At 65.2% G+C, this 16,401-nt stretch carries 17 protein-coding genes and 1 tRNA gene; 9 read left to right on the top strand and 9 right to left on the bottom strand.

The features are described 5' to 3' along the window. Window positions 1-15 precede the first annotated feature (15 nt). Window positions 16-2,301 carry a carbon starvation CstA family protein gene (locus ACTSLZ_RS12725; protein WP_443095247.1) on the top strand — a complete coding sequence of 762 codons (2,286 nt, stop codon included), beginning with the start codon at window positions 16-18 and terminating at the stop codon, window positions 2,299-2,301. Window positions 2,302-2,323: 22 nt separating this feature from the next. Then, the gene (locus ACTSLZ_RS12720) at window positions 2,324-2,530 is read left to right on the top strand and encodes a YbdD/YjiX family protein (protein ID WP_129316022.1); all 207 of its coding nucleotides are present in this window, start codon (window positions 2,324-2,326) and stop codon (window positions 2,528-2,530) included. 64 nt (window positions 2,531-2,594) lie between these two features. Here the strand turns inward: ACTSLZ_RS12720 and ACTSLZ_RS12715 are convergent, their stop codons facing one another. Genes ACTSLZ_RS12715 through ACTSLZ_RS12700 form a run of 4 tightly spaced genes read right to left on the bottom strand, consistent with a single transcriptional unit; the run spans window position 2,595 to window position 5,993 of the window. Continuing rightward, window positions 2,595-3,332, bottom strand: a complete 738-nt coding sequence (locus ACTSLZ_RS12715) for an amino acid ABC transporter ATP-binding protein (protein WP_178979372.1) — start codon at window positions 3,330-3,332, stop codon at window positions 2,595-2,597. Further along, a complete protein-coding gene (locus ACTSLZ_RS12710) occupies window positions 3,325-3,999 on the bottom strand; it encodes an amino acid ABC transporter permease (protein WP_129316020.1) in 675 nt (224 codons plus the stop codon). Before ACTSLZ_RS12710 ends, ACTSLZ_RS12715 begins: the two co-directional genes overlap by 8 nt. A gap of 13 nt (window positions 4,000-4,012) precedes the next feature. Then, window positions 4,013-4,843 carry a transporter substrate-binding domain-containing protein gene (locus ACTSLZ_RS12705; protein WP_443095246.1) on the bottom strand — a complete coding sequence of 277 codons (831 nt, stop codon included), beginning with the start codon at window positions 4,841-4,843 and terminating at the stop codon, window positions 4,013-4,015. Window positions 4,844-4,859: 16 nt separating this feature from the next. Continuing rightward, the gene (locus ACTSLZ_RS12700; RefSeq protein ID WP_443095245.1) at window positions 4,860-5,993 is read right to left on the bottom strand and encodes a trans-sulfuration enzyme family protein; all 1,134 of its coding nucleotides are present in this window, start codon (window positions 5,991-5,993) and stop codon (window positions 4,860-4,862) included. 321 nt (window positions 5,994-6,314) lie between these two features. Between ACTSLZ_RS12700 and ACTSLZ_RS12695 the strand changes: the two genes are divergently transcribed. After that, entirely contained in the window at window positions 6,315-6,830 is a 516-nt protein-coding gene (locus ACTSLZ_RS12695; protein WP_397555134.1) for a dehydrogenase, read from the top strand. A 96-nt stretch (window positions 6,831-6,926) separates the two neighbouring features. After that, the gene (locus ACTSLZ_RS12690) at window positions 6,927-7,916 is read left to right on the top strand and encodes a TPM domain-containing protein (protein WP_443095244.1); all 990 of its coding nucleotides are present in this window, start codon (window positions 6,927-6,929) and stop codon (window positions 7,914-7,916) included. A gap of 149 nt (window positions 7,917-8,065) precedes the next feature. On the opposite strand, the gene ACTSLZ_RS12685 is transcribed toward ACTSLZ_RS12690, so the two are convergent. Then, window positions 8,066-8,521: a MarR family winged helix-turn-helix transcriptional regulator gene (locus ACTSLZ_RS12685; RefSeq protein ID WP_129316015.1), complete on the bottom strand. Its 456-nt coding sequence runs from the start codon at window positions 8,519-8,521 to the stop codon at window positions 8,066-8,068. 124 nt (window positions 8,522-8,645) lie between these two features. On the opposite strand from ACTSLZ_RS12685, the gene ACTSLZ_RS12680 reads away from it, so the two are divergent. Beyond that, window positions 8,646-8,882 carry a hypothetical protein gene (locus ACTSLZ_RS12680; protein ID WP_443095243.1) on the top strand — a complete coding sequence of 79 codons (237 nt, stop codon included), beginning with the start codon at window positions 8,646-8,648 and terminating at the stop codon, window positions 8,880-8,882. Between the two features lie 53 nt (window positions 8,883-8,935). On the opposite strand, the gene ACTSLZ_RS12675 is transcribed toward ACTSLZ_RS12680, so the two are convergent. Together ACTSLZ_RS12675 and ACTSLZ_RS12670 are read right to left on the bottom strand one after the other, a co-directional pair. Further along, window positions 8,936-9,571 (bottom strand): response regulator, encoded by a 636-nt coding sequence (locus ACTSLZ_RS12675; RefSeq protein ID WP_443095242.1) that lies wholly within the window; start codon window positions 9,569-9,571, stop codon window positions 8,936-8,938. Further along, entirely contained in the window at window positions 9,568-10,983 is a 1,416-nt protein-coding gene (locus ACTSLZ_RS12670) for a sensor histidine kinase (RefSeq protein WP_443095241.1), read from the bottom strand. The genes ACTSLZ_RS12675 and ACTSLZ_RS12670 overlap by 4 nt, the downstream gene beginning before the upstream one ends. Before the next feature lie 138 nt (window positions 10,984-11,121). Here ACTSLZ_RS12670 and ACTSLZ_RS12665 point away from each other — a divergent pair, with 138 nt between their 5' ends. Beyond that, the gene (locus tag ACTSLZ_RS12665) at window positions 11,122-12,273 is read left to right on the top strand and encodes an ABC transporter permease (protein WP_443095240.1); all 1,152 of its coding nucleotides are present in this window, start codon (window positions 11,122-11,124) and stop codon (window positions 12,271-12,273) included. A 5-nt stretch (window positions 12,274-12,278) separates the two neighbouring features. Beyond that, window positions 12,279-13,028 carry an ABC transporter ATP-binding protein gene (locus ACTSLZ_RS12660; RefSeq protein WP_443096141.1) on the top strand — a complete coding sequence of 250 codons (750 nt, stop codon included), beginning with the start codon at window positions 12,279-12,281 and terminating at the stop codon, window positions 13,026-13,028. A gap of 720 nt (window positions 13,029-13,748) precedes the next feature. Here the strand turns inward: ACTSLZ_RS12660 and ACTSLZ_RS12655 are convergent. Continuing rightward, window positions 13,749-14,600, bottom strand: a complete 852-nt coding sequence (locus ACTSLZ_RS12655) for an HpcH/HpaI aldolase/citrate lyase family protein (RefSeq protein WP_178979380.1) — start codon at window positions 14,598-14,600, stop codon at window positions 13,749-13,751. Between the two features lie 186 nt (window positions 14,601-14,786). Beyond that, window positions 14,787-14,859, bottom strand: a tRNA-Thr gene (locus ACTSLZ_RS12650). A gap of 467 nt (window positions 14,860-15,326) precedes the next feature. Here ACTSLZ_RS12650 and ACTSLZ_RS12645 point away from each other — a divergent pair. Together ACTSLZ_RS12645 and ACTSLZ_RS12640 are read left to right on the top strand one after the other, a co-directional pair. Then, entirely contained in the window at window positions 15,327-16,004 is a 678-nt protein-coding gene (locus ACTSLZ_RS12645; protein WP_443095239.1) for an SDR family oxidoreductase, read from the top strand. A gap of 10 nt (window positions 16,005-16,014) precedes the next feature. Continuing rightward, window positions 16,015-16,356, top strand: coding sequence for an acylphosphatase (locus tag ACTSLZ_RS12640; protein ID WP_397555129.1), 342 nt, complete (start codon window positions 16,015-16,017; stop codon window positions 16,354-16,356). The last annotated feature ends 45 nt before the right edge of the window (window positions 16,357-16,401 follow it).

Genomic DNA, 16,401 nt, shown 5'->3' with positions numbered 1-16,401 from the left:
CAATGGAGGCTCACGATGGGTAGCACCGCATCTGCCCGGTCGGTCGAAAGACCCCCGGAACCCGCCGACGAACACCCGGCCAACCACGTGGACCCGGACGTCCTGGAGAAGGAACATTCCACCTGGACGTGGAAGAAGATCGTGGTGTGGGTGCTGATCGCCCTCGTCGGCGGGTTCAGCTGGGTCATGGTCGCTCTGGTCAGGGGCGAGACGGTCAACGGAATCTGGTTCGTCTTCGCCGCGGTGTGCAGCTATTTCATCGGCTACCGCTTCTACTCGAAGTACATCGAGAACAAGCTCCTCAAACCCAATGACAGGCGCGCGACCCCGGCGGAGTACAACGAGGACGGCAAGGACTACATGCCGACCGACCGCCGGGTCCTCTACGGGCACCACTTCGCGGCCATCGCGGGCGCCGGCCCCCTGGTCGGTCCGGTCCTTGCAGCGCAGATGGGGTACCTGCCGGGAACCATTTGGATCATTGCCGGCGTGATTCTCGCCGGCGCCGTCCAGGACTACCTGGTGCTGTTCTTCTCGATGCGTCGTGGCGGCCGGTCCCTGGGCCAAATGGCCCGGGAGGAACTCGGCGTCGTCGGCGGATATGCGGCGATCGTGGCCACTCTGGCCATCATGATCATCATTACCGCGATCCTGGCGCTCGTGGTCGTGAATGCCCTGGGCGAGTCGCCCTGGGGCGTGTTCTCGGTCGGAATGACCATCCCCATCGCTCTTTTCATGGGCGTCTACCTGCGCTACATCAGGCCGGGGAAGGTCATGGAGGTCTCCGTGATCGGGTTCGTGCTGCTGCTCGCCTCAATCATCGTCGGTGGCTGGGTCGGCCACACCGAGCTCGGCATCCAGCTGTTCACCCTGGACCGGGTGAGCCTGGCATGGTTTGTCATTGTCTACGGTTTCATCGCAGCGGTCCTGCCGGTCTGGTTGTTGCTCGCACCGCGCGACTACCTCTCGACGTTCATGAAGGTCGGGACGATCATTCTGCTCGCTGTCGGAATCATCGTGGTCCGTCCGGAGATCTCCGTGCCGGCCTTCAGCGAGTTCGCCTCCCGGTCTGACGGACCGGTGTTCTCGGGGTCGCTGTTCCCGTTCCTGTTCGTGACGATCGCCTGTGGTGCACTCTCCGGCTTCCACGCCCTGATCGCATCCGGCACGACGCCGAAGATGGTCGAGAAAGAACGTCAGACCCGATTCATCGGCTACGGCGGCATGTGCATGGAGTCCTTCGTGGCGATCATGGCCCTCGTGGCAGCCATCACCGTGGACCGGGGGATCTACTTCGCGATGAACGCGGGCCCCGGCTCGACCGGCGGAACCGTGGAAGGCGCGGCGGCCTTTGTGAATTCGTTGGGTCTCACCGGTGTGGATGTTTCCCCGGATCAGCTTTCGGCGACCGCCCAAGGGGTGGGGGAGCACACGATCGTTTCTCGAACCGGCGGCGCCCCCACGCTCGCGGTCGGCATGGCCGGCATCATGCACTCGATGATCCCATCGCTCAACCTCATGAGCTTCTGGTACCACTTCGCGATCATGTTCGAGGCCCTGTTCATTCTGACCGCGGTCGACGCCGGCACGCGTGTCTCGCGTTTCATGCTCTCGGACACCCTGGGCAACTTCATCCCGAAGTTCCGTGACCCCCATTGGAGGGTCGGCGCCTGGTTGACGACGGCGATCATGGTCGCAGGCTGGGGCTCGATCCTGATTCTCGGTGTCACGGACCCGCTGGGCGGTATCAACACGTTCTACCCGTTGTTCGGCATCGCGAACCAGTTGCTGGCCGCGGTCGGTCTTGCCGTCTGCCTGGCCATCGCGGCGCAGAAGAGCCGAATCAAATACCTGTGGATCATCGCCCTGCCGTTGGCCTTCGACGTCGTCGTGACCGTGACCGGTTCCTGGATGAAGATCTTCTCGAGCGACCCGAAGGTCGGCTACTGGGCCAACTACTCCGCGGCGAAGAAGGCCTTGGACTCGGGGGCCGAGAAGTTCGGCACCGCCAAGTCGCCCGCCGAGATCGAGGCTGTCGTCCGCAACACGTTCGTTCAGGGGACCTTGTCCGTGCTGTTCGTGGTGCTGACGCTGATCGTCGTCGTGGCCGCCCTGATCGTCACGATCCGGGCCATCAACGGCAAACGAGGCCGGGACCACGAAGACCCCTTCGTGGAATCGGCGTTCTACGCCCCGGCAGGGCTCGTGGCGACACCGGCCGAACGGGCGCTCGAGAAGGAATGGTCGGATTACCGGTCCCGGGCCAAGGAGCCCGCATCGGCCGGGGCATCCGAGCGATAGCCCGCGGAAAGGAGCGAACACCATGTCCGCAGCACATCACCTGGTCAGGAGGATTCGTCGCTCGGGGCTCGTCCGGTTCGCGTCCGGCGTCCTGGGAGCGGACAAGTACGAGCGCTATCTCGACTACCACCGCCGGCACGGGTGCTCGGAACCGCCCATGTCGGAGAAGGAATATTGGCGTTCCTTGACGGATCACCAGGAAGCCAACCCCGGCGCACGGTGTTGCTAGGGAGTTGTGTTGGTGGCGGCCCGAGCGGTCTCGGGGCGTCCGGGCAGCCGGGCGCCTCGAGAGGCTAGGCAACCTCGAAGGTCGTGAGGTACCGCCGGATCCGCTCGTTGGAGGACGCGAAGAATTCGTCGGGGGAGCCGTCGAAACCGATGGAACCGTCGTCGAGGAACAGGACGCGGTCAGCGACCTTCTTCGCGAACTGGATGTTGTGCGTGACCACCACGAGTGAGCGCTTTTCCTCCGCCAGATCGACCAGCACCTTGATGACCTCCGCCTCCAGTTCCGGGTCGAGAGCCGAGGTCGGTTCGTCGAACAGGAGGTAGTCGGGTGCGATGGCCAGTACCCGGGCAATTGCGACACGTTGCTGCTGACCGCCCGAGAGGTTGTCCGGGTACTCGTTGAGCCGATCGCCCAACCCGACCTTGCCGAGCAGCTCCTTGGCCCGGGACTCGGCCTCGGCGGCGGAGAGTTTCCCGTTCAGGACCGGTGGCAGGGACACATTCTTCAGCACCGACTGGTTGGGGAACAGGTTGTAGCCCTGGAACACCATGGCCGAATGCTTGCGGATCGACCGGATGCGGGAATCCGACAACGTCGATCCGAACTCGGCCCCGTCCTCATTGATGCGCAACGACCCCGATTCGGGCACCTCGAGCAGGTCCATGACCCGCAGAAGGGTCGATTTGCCCGATCCCGAAGGGCCAAGGATTACGGTCGTCTCTCCTTCGCGGACTTGGAGGTCCACGCCGTCCAGTACGGTGTTGTCCCCGAAGGACTTGGACACATTCTTCAACTCAAGCATTGGTGCTCCTGATGTAGCGCGACGAGGCCTTCTCGACCCTGCCCTGGATCAAGGACAGAACCGTGAAGATCACGAGGTAAATCACCGCAACCTCGATGTAGAGCGTCAGCGGCTGGAAATTCGTTGCCGCGATCTGGCGGCCGACCTGGAAAACATCGGACAGTGTGATGACCATGACCAGCGACGTTCCCTTGACCAGGTCGATCAGGTCGTTGCCGAGGGGCGGGAGCGCGATCCTCATCGCCTGTGGGGCGACGACGTGGCGCAGGGTCTGCCAGCTGGTCAGGTTCAAGGTCTTGGCCGCCTCGAGCTGACCCCGTGGAATGGACTGGACCGAGGCTCGTAGCGTTTCGGCCGCGTAGGCCCCGGTATTGAAGGTGAAGGCAATGATCGCTGAGGTCCATGCCGAGAGCGTGATTCCGATAGCGGGCAGACCGTAGAAGATGATGAACAGTTGCACGAGGATCGGCGTTCCACGGAACAGCCAGACGTAGAACCGAGAGATCCATTGCAGGATCCTGATCCGGCCCATGCGCATCGCGGTCGCGATGACGGCGACGACAAGGGCCAGGACGAAGGCGATGATGCTCAGCGGGATGGTGACCTTGATCGTCGCCATCAGCAACTGGGGCAGTGACTGTGCCCAGAGATTCAGAGTTTCATTCATGATTTCGCTTCGCTCACGAGGTCGAGGACTGGGGAGTCAGGTCGGTTCGGACGTACTTCTCGTAGATCTTCTTGAGGTCGCCGGCGTCGATGTGCTTGTTCAGAGAATCATCGATCGCCTGCTTGAGCTGCGTCTGGCCCTTGCCCATCAGGACGGCGGCCTGGGACGGTTCGCCCAGGTCGCCATCCAGGAGTCGAAGGTTGTGGTCCGGCCGCTGGTCGAAGAAAGCCTGGAAGGTCACGAAATCGTTCCCCGTCATGTCCACGCGCCCGAAGGAGACGAGCATGGCGGCTTCGTCGAAACTGGTCACGGGTACCAGGGTTGCGCCCTCATCGGCCATTTGTTGGCCGAAATTGGAGGTTTCCGTCTGTCCGGCGGTGTGTCCCCGGATTTCGTCGGTGGACTTCAGTTTCGAGTCCTTCGCGACGCCGACCTTGCCTCGGCTCTCGGCGTAGGGGACGGAGAAGTCGAACTTCTTCCTGCGCTCGCTCGTCGCCGAGATGTTGTTGATGATGATGTCGTAGCGCCCGGCGTCGACGCCCGCGATGAGCGAGTCCCACTGCGTCTCGACGTACTGTGGCTCGACGCCGAGGTCGGCGGCGATCAGGTCCCCGATCTCCTTCTCGAAGCCGACGAGCTTGCCGCCGTCGTGGTAACCGTACGGGCGGAAGGTCCCTTCCATGCCGATCCGAAGCTTGCCCTTGTCCCGAATGCTCTGGAGGCCGGTTCCCGACGTCGCGGCGTCGTCGCTCTCCTTATCCGAGGAGCACGCGGCCACGAGCGCTCCGAAAGCGCCCAGGCCGACGAGCCCCAGCGCGTGGCGACGAGTGGGTAGAGCTGTCATCGTCTTCCTTCCGGCCTCACGCGGCATCCAGTGCGCCGATGAGATCGAAAACCAGGTCCTCCGGGTCCTCGATGCCCACCGCAACGCGAACCAGATGGTCCGGTATCTCCGCCGTCGCGAGGTCTTCCTCCGAGTATGCGCCCTGAGTCATGCTCGCGGGGAGGCACAGCAGGGATTCGATTCCGCCGAGGCTCACGGCGAAGCCGAAAACTCGGAGCGCACCCAGGAACGCGCGGATGTCCTTGTCTTCCGCGATTTCCATCGTGAAAACAGCGCCGGGGCCGTCCGCCTGCTTCTCCTGGATCTCGGATTCTTCGGTGCTGAACGAACCGGGTGTATGGATCCGGGAGACGGCCGGGTGCTCGCGCAGGGCATCAATGATGCGACGGGCATTGTCCTGTTGCCGATCCATGCGCAGCGCCAAGGTCTTGACGCTCTGGATCAGGCGGTACGAATCGATCGGGGAGAGGACCCCGCCCGAAATCAGCTGGGCCTTGAACAGCTCCTCGGCCAGGGCGTCGTCGTCGGTCGAGGCGACGCCGCCCAGCAGGTCACCGTGCCCGGCCAGGTACTTGGTGGCCGACTGCACCGTGATGTCGGCACCGTGTTCGAGCGGGCGCTGCAGGTAAGGGGTCAGGAACGTGTTGTCGACAACCAGCAGGGCCCCGTGCCGGTGCGCCAGATCGGCCGCGCGACGAATGTCAGCCACGCGCAGGGTCGGGTTCGCGGGCGTCTCGAGGAAGACCATCGCGACAGAGTCGTCGAAGTCCTCGTCGGTGAGCGCATTGGGATCCGGGACGAAGCGGTGCTCCACGCCGCGTTTGGGCAATTCGATGGTCGCGAAACGGTAGTTGCCGCCATAGACCGGCAAGGACATGAGGACGGTATCGCCCGCGTGGAGGGTTCCGAGTGCAGCGGCGGTCGCGGCCATACCGGTCGCGAACAAGAAGCTGTGCCCTGCGTTCTCGAGGGTCGCGAGCGTGCGCTGGGCATCGTCGCGCGTAGGGTTCCCGCCGCGCTGGTACTCGTATTCTCCCTCGCCGCCCTCGGTGGGCTGGAGGAACGTCGACGCCGCGTGGATCGGCGGCGTCACGGCACCCTGGTGGATGCCTTCGAGCGCATGAATGGTGCGGGTCGTGAAACCGGCCATAGTCGTGCACACCTTTCGGAGGTCTGGAAAGCCATTGGTCTGACAGCTCAACGGCCGGGCAGTGCTGGAAAATTCCTTGAGGGATGAAGAAGGTTGGCTGTATGACGCCGCGTTGCGTTTCACTGGGAATCCCCCGCACTCGACCTGCACGGATCCCGCGGCAGTGCCCGTTCCGGCGATGTGGTCTGTGAATGTTCTGGACAAGTGCGGTGAGGGATTGGATATCGCACGCTGAAGTGACAGGGTGTCAATAAGTCGCCGGTCCTGTATTCTAGTGAGGTGCACCTAACTCGGTGACTGAGGCGTGCGAGAGGAGGGATCGTGGGACTCAAGGACTTTGTCCAAGGAAGGCGCGATTCTGCCGACATGGGGCAGGGCGTCTGGCGCCGGGCCCATGATCGTTTCCGTCGTGGCCTCGATCGTTTTCATCAGATTCTCGAGCGCGTGGACGATGAGACCTCGCTCGAATCCCTGATTCCTTCCGCCAACAGGCTTGCCGATCTCCTCCCCGAGGTCCGCGCCGTGGCGGCCGGGGCGCACCGTCTTGCGCCGAGCGAGTCGACCGACGTGCCCGCCTCGCCCGACGGCCATTACGCGGACCTCCACCGCGCCCTGTCCAAGGCCGGAAACTCCCTCGCCCTCTGCGCGGAAGCCCTCGCCATGATGCGGTGCGACGGCGCGTGCGCGGGCGGCTGCTCCAAGACGGAGTCCGTCGAACGGCGCGTCGTCACGGTCGAGGAACAGGTGGCCGAGGCCGCAAGGATCCTCCGAGTCGCCCAGGGGTCGGGTGCCCCGATGGAGACATCGTCGAACGACGACGGCATCTCCGCCGCCTAGTCATCCCTCCGGGCTGCTGTGGACAACGGCAAGGTGGGGCGGGGTATCGCCTAAAATTGGTGTCGCCCATTCCGCATCGACCTCGGGGGAACCACCATGACAAGGTCTCGTGCGCTCATCGGCGCCGTCTTCCTGCTCCTCGCCACCGTTTTTCTGTCCGCCTGCGGCGGGGGCAGGACCGCGATACCGGAGCCACCCGCCCACGGGAATGTCCTCGACCAGGCTGACGTGCTCAGCGACGATGACGAACGGGTTCTGAACCAACGGATCGACGAACGCAATGCGCATACTGACGGCGCCCGTGTTGCGATCCTGACGATCGACGGCGTCGACGGCGACTGGGAGGACTGGACGAGAGACGCCGCCGAAAGCTGGGGAATCGGGGACAAGGGCAAGGACAACGGCATTCTCATTGCGGTCGATACGGATGAGAGGGTCACACGGATCGAGGTTGCCGACGGCGCTCGCGAAACCTTCACGGACGACGACGCCTCGGCCGTCACCGAAAACGTCCTGGAGCCTGCTCTCGAGGACGACCACTACGCCCAAGGTCTGACGGACGCGACCCGGGCCATCTACGACTACGTCCAGGGGATCTCTTCCCCGGGCAAGGAGCAAGGGTTCTGGGAGAAGAACGCGTTATACCTTGCCCTGGGAACGATCCTGTTCCTGCTGCTCGTCGTCGTCCTGCTCTATCAGTACCGCAAGCGCAGGATGTACCGGAAGGCCGACCGCGAAATCAGCGAATACCTGAGGGAGAATCCCGGGGCGGAGGTCGAACCGGAGACCCGTCAGGCGTTCCGGACGTACAGGTTCAATCATCCGCGGCGGCCCGGGGACGAGGACGAACGCGAACGTCGCCGTGAAGAGGCGAGACGGAACGGAGAAGAGCTCGACCCGAAGGACGACCCCCAGGTCTTCACCCAGTACGCGCCCACCTTCGGCGCGTGGTTGCCGCTCTATGCAGCGTCGCCGGCACTCTATTCGGGCTCAGGAACGCACCCCTCGAGTGGGAGCGCGTCGAGCGGGACATCCTTCGGTGGTGGCGCCGGATTCAGCGGCGGAGGAGCCACGGGCAGTTTCTGAGGGCGCATTGTTGTCGCTCGCGTTCACGGTGGAGAGCGGGCGGGGAGCCCGATGCGAGCGGGTGCGTCGCCGTCACGCGGAGGTCAAGCGTCGTCGTTATGGGGGCCGAGCCCGTTCTGGGGCGAGCCGGTGGGTTGCCCCCGGGCGGGCTACTCCTGGTGTCGCACGTGGTCGATGACCTTCATCATCGACGCGTGCAGCGCCTGGAGCTCTTCCTTGTCCATCCCGAGTCTCTCCATCATGATGCCCGGTATCTTCTCCGCTTCGCGGCGAAGGCTCCGCCCACTTGGGGTCAGCGCGATGTCCAGCGAACGGTTGTCCGTTCCGTTGCGTTCGCGGGTGATGTAGCCCTGGGCCTGCAAGCGTTTGAGCAGCGGTGACAGGGTCCCCGAGTCGATGCTCAAGCGCTCGCCCAAATCCTTGACCGACGCCGGGGAGTGCTGCCAGAGGGCGAGCATGACCAGATACTGCGGGTGAGTCAGATTCAACGGTTCGAGCACGGGGCGATACGCCGCGATCACGCTGCGTGACGCCAATGAAATGGCGAAGCAGACCTGGCTTTCGAGGGCCAGCGGGTCCTCGGACGGAAACTCTTCGTGATCCATTCCTCGCGCTCCCTGTTCTGATGACGACCGGTTGCTTGCCGGCCGCAATAAATTCTAAGCGGTTCCGCCCCAGCATATAGTTTGCGTACAATGAATTTGTGTACAAACTATTGGAGGGGTTCCGATGACCGATGCGTCGCGCGATGACGAGTTCACGTTCATGTTCCGTCTCAAGAACCGGGCCGTCAGGACTCTCCTGATCTTCGTCGGCCCGGCCCAGGGCAGTTCGCAGAGCGATCCTCGTCAGCGTCTCAAGAGGGAATACGAACGAAGGAAAGCCCTTCACGAGCAGCGAGAGAACGACGGGCAGCATGACGCGCCGAGCAACGAGACGCGCGGCGGCAACCACGAGGGAGAATAGCTCCGCGGGGGAGTCGCCCCGCAGGTCGTCGATCCGCAGGGAACCGTGAGGGTCTAGATCAGTTTGTTCTGCCGCGCCTTCGAAATTGCGGCGGTGCGATTCTCGACGTCGAGCTTGTCGTAGATGTGCACCAAGTGGGTTTTGACCGTAGCCTCCGAGATGAACAGCTTCTTGGACAGTTCTCGGTTGCTCAACCCCGTGGCCAACAGGCGCAGAATCTCGATCTCCCGATCGGACAGCCTCTGCTCGGGCTTCTGCATGCTGGCGAGGAGGGCCGCGCTGACCTCCGGGGCCAGGGTGCTCTTGCCGGCCGCGGTATCGACGACGGCGCGTCGCAGGGTCTCCGGCGGCGCATCCTTGAGGAGATACCCCAGTGCTCCGGCGCGGACGGCCGCGACGATATCGGCCTGAGTGTCGTACGTGGTCAGAATCAGTACCGGAGGCCCCTGCATCTCCTTGAATTTCGCCGTGGCGGTGATGCCGTCCGTGCCCGGCATCTGAATGTCCATCACCACCAGGTCGATCGAGTTCTCGGTCCCTGCGTGGGATTCGGCGATCCGCAACGCGGAACCGCCGTCGCCCGCCTCTGCCACGACCACGACTTCCTCGAACCCGTCCAGCAGAGCACGCAACCCGGCCCGGACCACGGGGTGGTCGTCCACCAGAAGAACCTTGATCCGGGATGTCATCGTTCTCCTCCCTCGGGCGAGGTGGTTGGGGATGAGGTGGTTGGGGCCGAGGTCGTTGGGCCAGAGGTGGTTGGCGCCGAGGTCAGCGGGATCCGCACGCCCACCACGGTTCCCTCTCCCGGCGCCGAGTCGACGGAGAGGCTTCCGCCCAGCGTTTCGAGCCGACGGCGCAGACCCAGGAGGCCGTAGCCGCCGGCGACGTCGCCCTCGGTTGCGGCGTCGTCCTCCGCACGGGACGCGGAGGTCGCGGAGGGTGCGGAGGCTGCGGGGTCGAAACCGCGGCCGTCGTCGTAGACGTCCAGGGCGACGTCGGCGTCCCACACCGCCAGGGTGACCACGGCAATGTCGGCGCGGGCGTGCTTGACCACGTTGGCCAGGCCCTCCTGGGCCGCGCGCAACAGGGCCGAGGCTACCGTCTCGGGAAGCCCGGACGGATCGGCGCCCTCCGTGCGCAGGGTGCAATGCAGCTCTCCGCCTTCGGCCGCCGCCCGTCCCTGCGTCCGCTCGCACGCGGATTCCAGCGCAGAGACCAAGGACTGCCCCAACGCGGGAGAGGACAGGTCCCTCACAAACCGCCTCGCCTCCTCGAGGTTGTCGGAAGCGGTGTCCTGAATCGTGCCGATCCGGGAGCCGACCTCGTCGAGTCGCCCACCGGTGAGACTCGCGGAGGCGGCCCGCGACATGAGGACGATCGAAGACAGGCCCTGCGCCACCGTGTCGTGGATTTCCCGGGCGAGCCTGTCCCGCTCCTCCATGCGTCCGGCCTGGTGCTCCTTCTCGGCGAGTTCGGCCTGGGCCATGCGCAGTGCCTCCGCGACACGCTGGTGATGGAGCGCCTCGTGGTGCAGCGCGCGGTACGCCGTCGAAATCACGATGGCCAGACCCGCACCCAGGAGGGGGCCGAGGAAGGACCCCGGAGAGAACCGGTCCAGCTGATCCGCGCTCGCGAGCTGCCACAGGGGTACGAGCGAGGAGAGCGCCCACAGGATCCCGACCGCAATCACCCCATGCCACAGCCGGAGCAAGTGCAGGTACAGGAACATCAGGGGAAAGACGACCCACACGAAGTTTGCCGAAATGAGGAGAAGAGCGATCCAGGCGAGCGTCACGCAGGTCAGCCACCAGCCCGCGAACCGCCGGGGGTTCGACGCCGTGGTGACGCGTCCCGATCGCCGTGCCCGGGCGTACCGGTTCTCCCAGACCGTGCCGATGAGATACACCGTCCCCATCAGCAGCACGGTGGCCACCGTGCAGATCTTGGGGGCCGGATTCGGGGTGTCGGAGCTGCCGACGAGATAGCGAATCAGGCCGAATCCCAGAAGGAACGCGAACATCACGTGCAAGGCGATGCGCAGAGTCTGCAGAACGCGACTCGGGGCTTCTCGAGGCTTGAGGGATTGGGCTGAACTCACAGAATTCAGCCTAGCGGTGAGCCGGTCGAGGGGGCATCAACCGAATGGTTGATCGAAGGTTCGTCCATTCTTGCGATGTGCGCGCGAGGCCGGCCCGGAAGAGTTGGTACCAACGAAATCCACAGGAAAGGAACCGCGATGTTCGTCGGCATCAGAGACGTTTTCTACGCCAGGGGGAGGTTCGCCCTGATCGGGTCCGTGGTCGGCCTGATCACGCTCCTCCTGGTCATGCTCACGGGTCTCACGGGTGGTCTGGCATCCCAGAACACCTCGGCCCTCACCTCGATCAATCCCGACCGGTTCGCCTTCGGCGCGCCCGCCGCCGGGGACTCCGGAAACTCGGGGAGCTCCGGGGGCGCCGGCAAGGACGCCAAAGTCGATTTCTCCGCCTCGCAGATCACCGAGTCCCAGGCTGACCGGTGGAAGCACACCGACGGCGTCGATTCCGCCGTCCCGGTCGGATTCACCCAGACGCAGCTCTCCGCGGACAGCACCGCGGGCGTGGCCGTCGTCGGCGTCCCGGACGAGTCGGGCCTCGTGGGACACGCTGCCGGCAAGGCCATCGACGGTTCGGCCGATCCCGGGCAGGGCGACGTCGTCGTGTCCCAGTCGATCGCCGACGACCAGGGTGCCGGTGTCGGCGACGAGGTGAGCATCTCGGGCCAGAAGTTCACGGTCAGCGGCGTGGTCCCCGACGAGTACTACAGCCACAGTCCGGTGGCTTGGGTCGACACCGCTGCCTGGCAGCGTATCGCGCACGTCCCCTCCACGGGCGACGACGCCGTCGTCGGAACCGCGATGGCCCTCAACGGAGACCTGGACAAGAATGCCTGGAACGACGCCGCCCAGACGTCCGGGACCGTGGTCTCGAAGGTCAAGGATTCCTTCTCGGGTCTGCCTGCCTATTCGTCGGAGCATTCGTCATTGCTGACCATGCAGGCCTTCCTCTACGGCATCTCTGCCCTGGTCACCGTGTCGTTCCTGACGGTGTGGACCATTCAGCGGACGCGTGACATCGCGATCCTCCGTGCCCTCGGTGCCGGCGGACGATACCTGATCAAGGACGCGGTCGGTCAGGCCGGCATCGTGCTCGCGGTCGGTGCGGCGCTCGGTCTCGGGCTCGGCGCCGGACTCGGCTGGTTGGCTCAGAACGGAGTCCCATTCCAGCTCAGCGCGGGAACGACCCTGCTTCCCGCGGCGGGAATCTGGGTCCTGGGCATGCTCGGCTCGCTGGTCGCCGTTCGAAAGGTCGCAAAAATCGATCCCCTCATTGCTCTAGGAGGCAACTGATCATGATGGGTCACGTCGCAGAACACGCAACGAAAACAACCCGCTCAGGCCGTGGCACGGGTCCGGCCCTCGAAATACGCGACGTCGTTCTCGAGTACCCGGACGGCACCACCGCCGAGGGCAAGCCGCGGACGGTGACCGCCCTGGATTCCGTGGATTTCCGCGCGGACCGCGGAACCATGACCGCGCTCGTCGGGGAATCCGGATCCGGGAAGTCGTCGCTGCTGGCGGTCGCCGGCGCCCTCGTCGAACCGACCAGCGGTTCGGTCCGGATCAACGGGATCGAGGCCGTGGGGCAGTCGGAGAAGACGCGGGCCGGGCTGCGGCGGGAGCAGATCGGCGTCGTCTTCCAACAGCCGAGTCTCATCCCCTCGCTCACTGCCCGGGAGCAGCTGCTGGTCGCGGAGCACATTCGCGGGCTGCGCGGCGCGCGGCTCAAGGAAAAGGCCCGTGCCGCCGACGCTCTCCTGGAGCGTGTGGGACTGGAGGGCGTGGGGGACCGGCGACCCCACCAGCTCTCGGGCGGTCAGCGGCAGCGCGTCAACATCGCCCGGGCGCTCATGGGAGATCCGGCCCTGCTCCTGGCCGACGAACCAACCTCCGCCCTGGACCACGAGCGCTCCCGGGAAATCGTCGATCTCTTGCGGGAGGTCACGCGGGAGTTCGACGTCGCGACCGTGATGGTCACGCACGAAACCGACCTGCTGGACTCCGTGGACGCCACGGCCACGATGCGGGACGGACGCCTCTCCTGAACGGTTGGGGCGAGGGGGGTGATGGGGGTGTGTGGGTGGTCGTGGGCGAGGGCGTGAAGTGGGCGGGTGTGGCCGAGGTGGCAATCTCGTGCGTCCCGCTCGGCGAGGTGGCAATTCTGTGCGATTTTCGACGCAAAATCCGCACGGGACTGCCACCTCGCCACGGATTCTGCACGACGCTGCCACCTCGTCACGGTTGTCTGCACGGGATGGCCACCTCGGGCGGTTCTCGGGGTCGAGGTGGCGGTTTCGTGCGGATCCGGTAGGGGTTGTCGACGACGCCGCGGGTATCGAGCTGCCGTTGGGTGGTGGTTGCCCGATTGAGAGGCATCTGCCCCCGATACGTGGTGCTCTAACCCCCACATGAGGGCGGTCAATGACTCCGAATCGGGTAACCGCCACCTCACGCGGGCGGAGTCAGGGGTGCCAACGGCGCGCACGCGCGGGGAACCGGCGCCCCATCGGGCAACCGCCTCGCAACGCGGGATCTGAGGCGGGATTAAGGGCGGGATCCGAGGGCAATTGAGGTCGTTCAGCGGGGTGGCCGGCGCGAATCCCGCCCCGCCCGGACACCCGACCACAACACCCACCCGGCGCGGCACTCACCCAACTCCCGGCGCGTCGCACCTCATGGAAAGCACAATGCCCCGACTCCGAAGACCGGAGCCGGGGCATTGGTATGGCGTCGTCCGGAGCGGGCCGGGCGGCGTCGTCGTTCGATCAGCGACCCCACATACCGTAGGTCTGGGCGAGCTCTGAAACCTTGCGGGCGCGCGCCAGACGGGGGAGGTAGGAGCCGTCCTTGGGTACGGAACCGCCTTCTTCCCTCTCGAGCATTTCGCGGGCCCACGAGATTTCTTCCTCGGAGGGCGCCAGGCCGTGGTTGATCGTGTCGGTCTGGGCGGGGTTGAGGGTGAGCTTGCCCGTCATGCCCATCGAGGCGCTCTGACGGCTCGCGTCGAGGAGCTCCTGGCCGTCGAGGCCGTTGGCAGGTCCGTCGATCGGGCCGGGCAGCTCGCCCACGCGGGATGCGACCACGAGCGCGGAGCGCGGGTACGCGAGGGCCATCGGGTCATTGCTGATGCCGGTGTCCTTGCGGTAGTCGCCCATGCCGAAGGCCAGACGGAAAGTGCCAGGTGCCTTGGCGATGTCGACCGCGTTGACGATGCCGATGGCCGATTCGATCAGGGCGATGACCGGCGTGCCGGCGCGCGACATCATGGCCGTGCGGGTCACGTGGTGCGGGTGCTCGGTCTTGGCGAGCACGATGCCGCGGAGGCCCTCCGCCTTGGATAGGGCGGCGAGGTCGTCCTCCCAGAATTCGGTGTTGATGTCATTGATGCGGACCCAGGCCCGCATTCCGTTGTCCAGAGCCTCGACGACGTTCTTGCGCGCCTGTTCCTTCTGGTCGGCCGGGACTGCGTCTTCCATGTCGAGGATGACGGAATCGGCTTCGGACTCGTAGTTCGGCTTGTACGACTCCAACGAGATGGCGGATGTCAGCAGCCACGAACGGGAAAGCCGCGCAGGGAGATTGGCGGCACGTTCATTGCGGTGGAAGTCTGTGGACACTGATTACCTCGCTCTGGTCTCGACAACATTGTTCTCTACTCTCCCCAACGCCATCGCGCGGCCTCTGGTTCCGCGGACGACGCCGACGCGGCCCATCCCACAGCGCCGCGCGAGCTGCGCCACCGGTCCAGGGCCGGAACGAATGAAGGCCCCGGAACCTAGTAGTTCCGGGGCCTTCACAACGAGAGCCCCCTGCCGGAATCGAACCGGCGACCTTTTCGTTACGAAGGAAACGCTCTACCGACTGAGCTAAGGAGGCCTGCGCATCAGCACAGCGGCACCTGGCCGCCGATCAGCGCGAGAGCCACTTTAGCAGAGGGGAGCGGGGGCTTCCAATCCGGTGCTGACGGGGCGAATACGGCATCTTCATGGCCTCGGCGATGGGTGATTCGGGTGACTGGTGGTTCGGGCGGTGGATCAGGTCGTGCTTCGCTCAGTCTTCCCGCGGTGGGAGACGGAAGTCTGCTGCGCAGCGGCGCGAGGTGGCAATCTCGTGCGGAAACCCGGCCGAGGTGGCAATCTCGTGCGGAAATCCGCGCGAGGTGGCAAAGTTGTGCGGTTTTTGCCCCGAAAACCGCACGGGATTGCCACCTCGCGGCCTCATCCTGACCCCATCCCCTCACCCAACCCCGGCATTCCGCCCGACGGACCCTTTCGGGCATAGATCGGCGTGTGGAACAGTTGAACCAGAAGCAAGGACACTCGTCAGAGCGAAGGAGAACGAAGATGGCACATGTTGGAATCATCGGTGGACACGGCAAGGTCGCACTCCTGGCCGCACCCCTGCTGACCGAGGCCGGGCACACCGTCACGTCGATCATCCGTTCGCAGGACCAGGTCGCCGACGTCGAGGAAACCGGCGCCAACGCTTTGGTCAAGGACATCTCCGACCTGTCGACGGAGCAGATGACAGAGGTCTTCAAGGACCAGAACATCGACGCGATCATCTGGTCGGCCGGTGCCGGCGGCGGAGACCCTCAGCGCACGTGGGAGGTCGATCGCGACGCCGCGAACCGTTCGATGGATGCCGCCGAGAACGCGGGGGTCAAGCGTTACCTCATGGTCTCCTACCTGGGCGCATCCTTCGAGCACGGCGTCCCTGAGAGCGAGGACTTCTACGCCTACGCCCAGTCCAAGGCGGAATCGGACCAGCACCTGCGCGAAAGCGACCTGGACTGGACCCTGGTCGGCCCGACCGCACTGTCCCTCGACGAGCCGACGGGGAAGATCACCATCACGACCGAACGCTCGGACGTGAAGGCCTCCCGCGCCAACGTCGCACGGGTTCTGGTCGCGGTGCTGGCCGACGACTCGACCATTCGCAAGGCCCTGCCCTTCACGGATGGCGACACCCCGATCGCCCAGGCCATCGCGGAGGCCCCGGCCACGGACCAGCTGGCCTAGGAGCTGCACCATGGGACTCTGGAACTCCATCCGCGGCAGACGCCAGTCAGAGGATGAGGACGACGCCGCCGTCGACCTCCCGGAGGCGCGCCTCGAGGCGCTGGTCTCCGGGAGGGTCCAGGGTGTCGGATTCCGGTGGTGGGCCCGCGGCGTCGCCCAGGAGCACGACGTGCTCGGATACGCGGAAAACCTGGCGGACGGGCGCGTCGAAGTCGTCGTCGAGGGCCCCGCGGAGGGAGTCCAGGCTTTCTATGCTGCGCTGACGTCGGGAGACACCGCGGGGCATGTCAGCGATGTCGAGCGGTGGGACGCCGATCCCACGGGTGAATTCCGCGAGTTCGATGTGAGATAACAACACGTCCGCACCCTTTCACCGGCCACGGACCCTCGGCTAAAA

Source organism: Rothia koreensis (genome assembly GCF_052232265.1).
GTDB lineage: Bacteria > Actinomycetota > Actinomycetes > Actinomycetales > Micrococcaceae > Rothia > Rothia koreensis.
This window is presented reverse-complemented; position numbering and strand designations above follow the sequence as displayed.

Excerpts from the sequence above, each read along its gene's own strand:
- ACTSLZ_RS12640 (WP_397555129.1), top strand. The coding sequence starts at position 16,015 with ATGGGACTCTGGAACTCCATCCGCGGCAGACGCCAGTCAGAGGATGAG.
- ACTSLZ_RS12710 (WP_129316020.1), bottom strand. The coding sequence starts at position 3,999 with ATGAATGAAACTCTGAATCTCTGGGCACAGTCACTGCCCCAGTTGCTG.
- ACTSLZ_RS12715 (WP_178979372.1), bottom strand. The coding sequence starts at position 3,332 with ATGCTTGAGTTGAAGAATGTGTCCAAGTCCTTCGGGGACAACACCGTA.
- ACTSLZ_RS12700 (WP_443095245.1), bottom strand. The coding sequence starts at position 5,993 with ATGGCCGGTTTCACGACCCGCACCATTCATGCGCTCGAAGGCATCCAC.
- ACTSLZ_RS12720 (WP_129316022.1), top strand. The coding sequence starts at position 2,324 with ATGTCCGCAGCACATCACCTGGTCAGGAGGATTCGTCGCTCGGGGCTC.
- ACTSLZ_RS12645 (WP_443095239.1), top strand. The coding sequence starts at position 15,327 with ATGGCACATGTTGGAATCATCGGTGGACACGGCAAGGTCGCACTCCTG.
- ACTSLZ_RS12705 (WP_443095246.1), bottom strand. The coding sequence starts at position 4,843 with ATGACAGCTCTACCCACTCGTCGCCACGCGCTGGGGCTCGTCGGCCTG.
- ACTSLZ_RS12675 (WP_443095242.1), bottom strand. The coding sequence starts at position 9,571 with ATGACATCCCGGATCAAGGTTCTTCTGGTGGACGACCACCCCGTGGTC.
- ACTSLZ_RS12680 (WP_443095243.1), top strand. The coding sequence starts at position 8,646 with ATGACCGATGCGTCGCGCGATGACGAGTTCACGTTCATGTTCCGTCTC.
- ACTSLZ_RS12725 (WP_443095247.1), top strand. The coding sequence starts at position 16 with ATGGGTAGCACCGCATCTGCCCGGTCGGTCGAAAGACCCCCGGAACCC.
- ACTSLZ_RS12665 (WP_443095240.1), top strand. The coding sequence starts at position 11,122 with ATGTTCGTCGGCATCAGAGACGTTTTCTACGCCAGGGGGAGGTTCGCC.
- ACTSLZ_RS12690 (WP_443095244.1), top strand. The coding sequence starts at position 6,927 with ATGACAAGGTCTCGTGCGCTCATCGGCGCCGTCTTCCTGCTCCTCGCC.
- ACTSLZ_RS12660 (WP_443096141.1), top strand. The coding sequence starts at position 12,279 with ATGGGTCACGTCGCAGAACACGCAACGAAAACAACCCGCTCAGGCCGT.
- ACTSLZ_RS12685 (WP_129316015.1), bottom strand. The coding sequence starts at position 8,521 with ATGGATCACGAAGAGTTTCCGTCCGAGGACCCGCTGGCCCTCGAAAGC.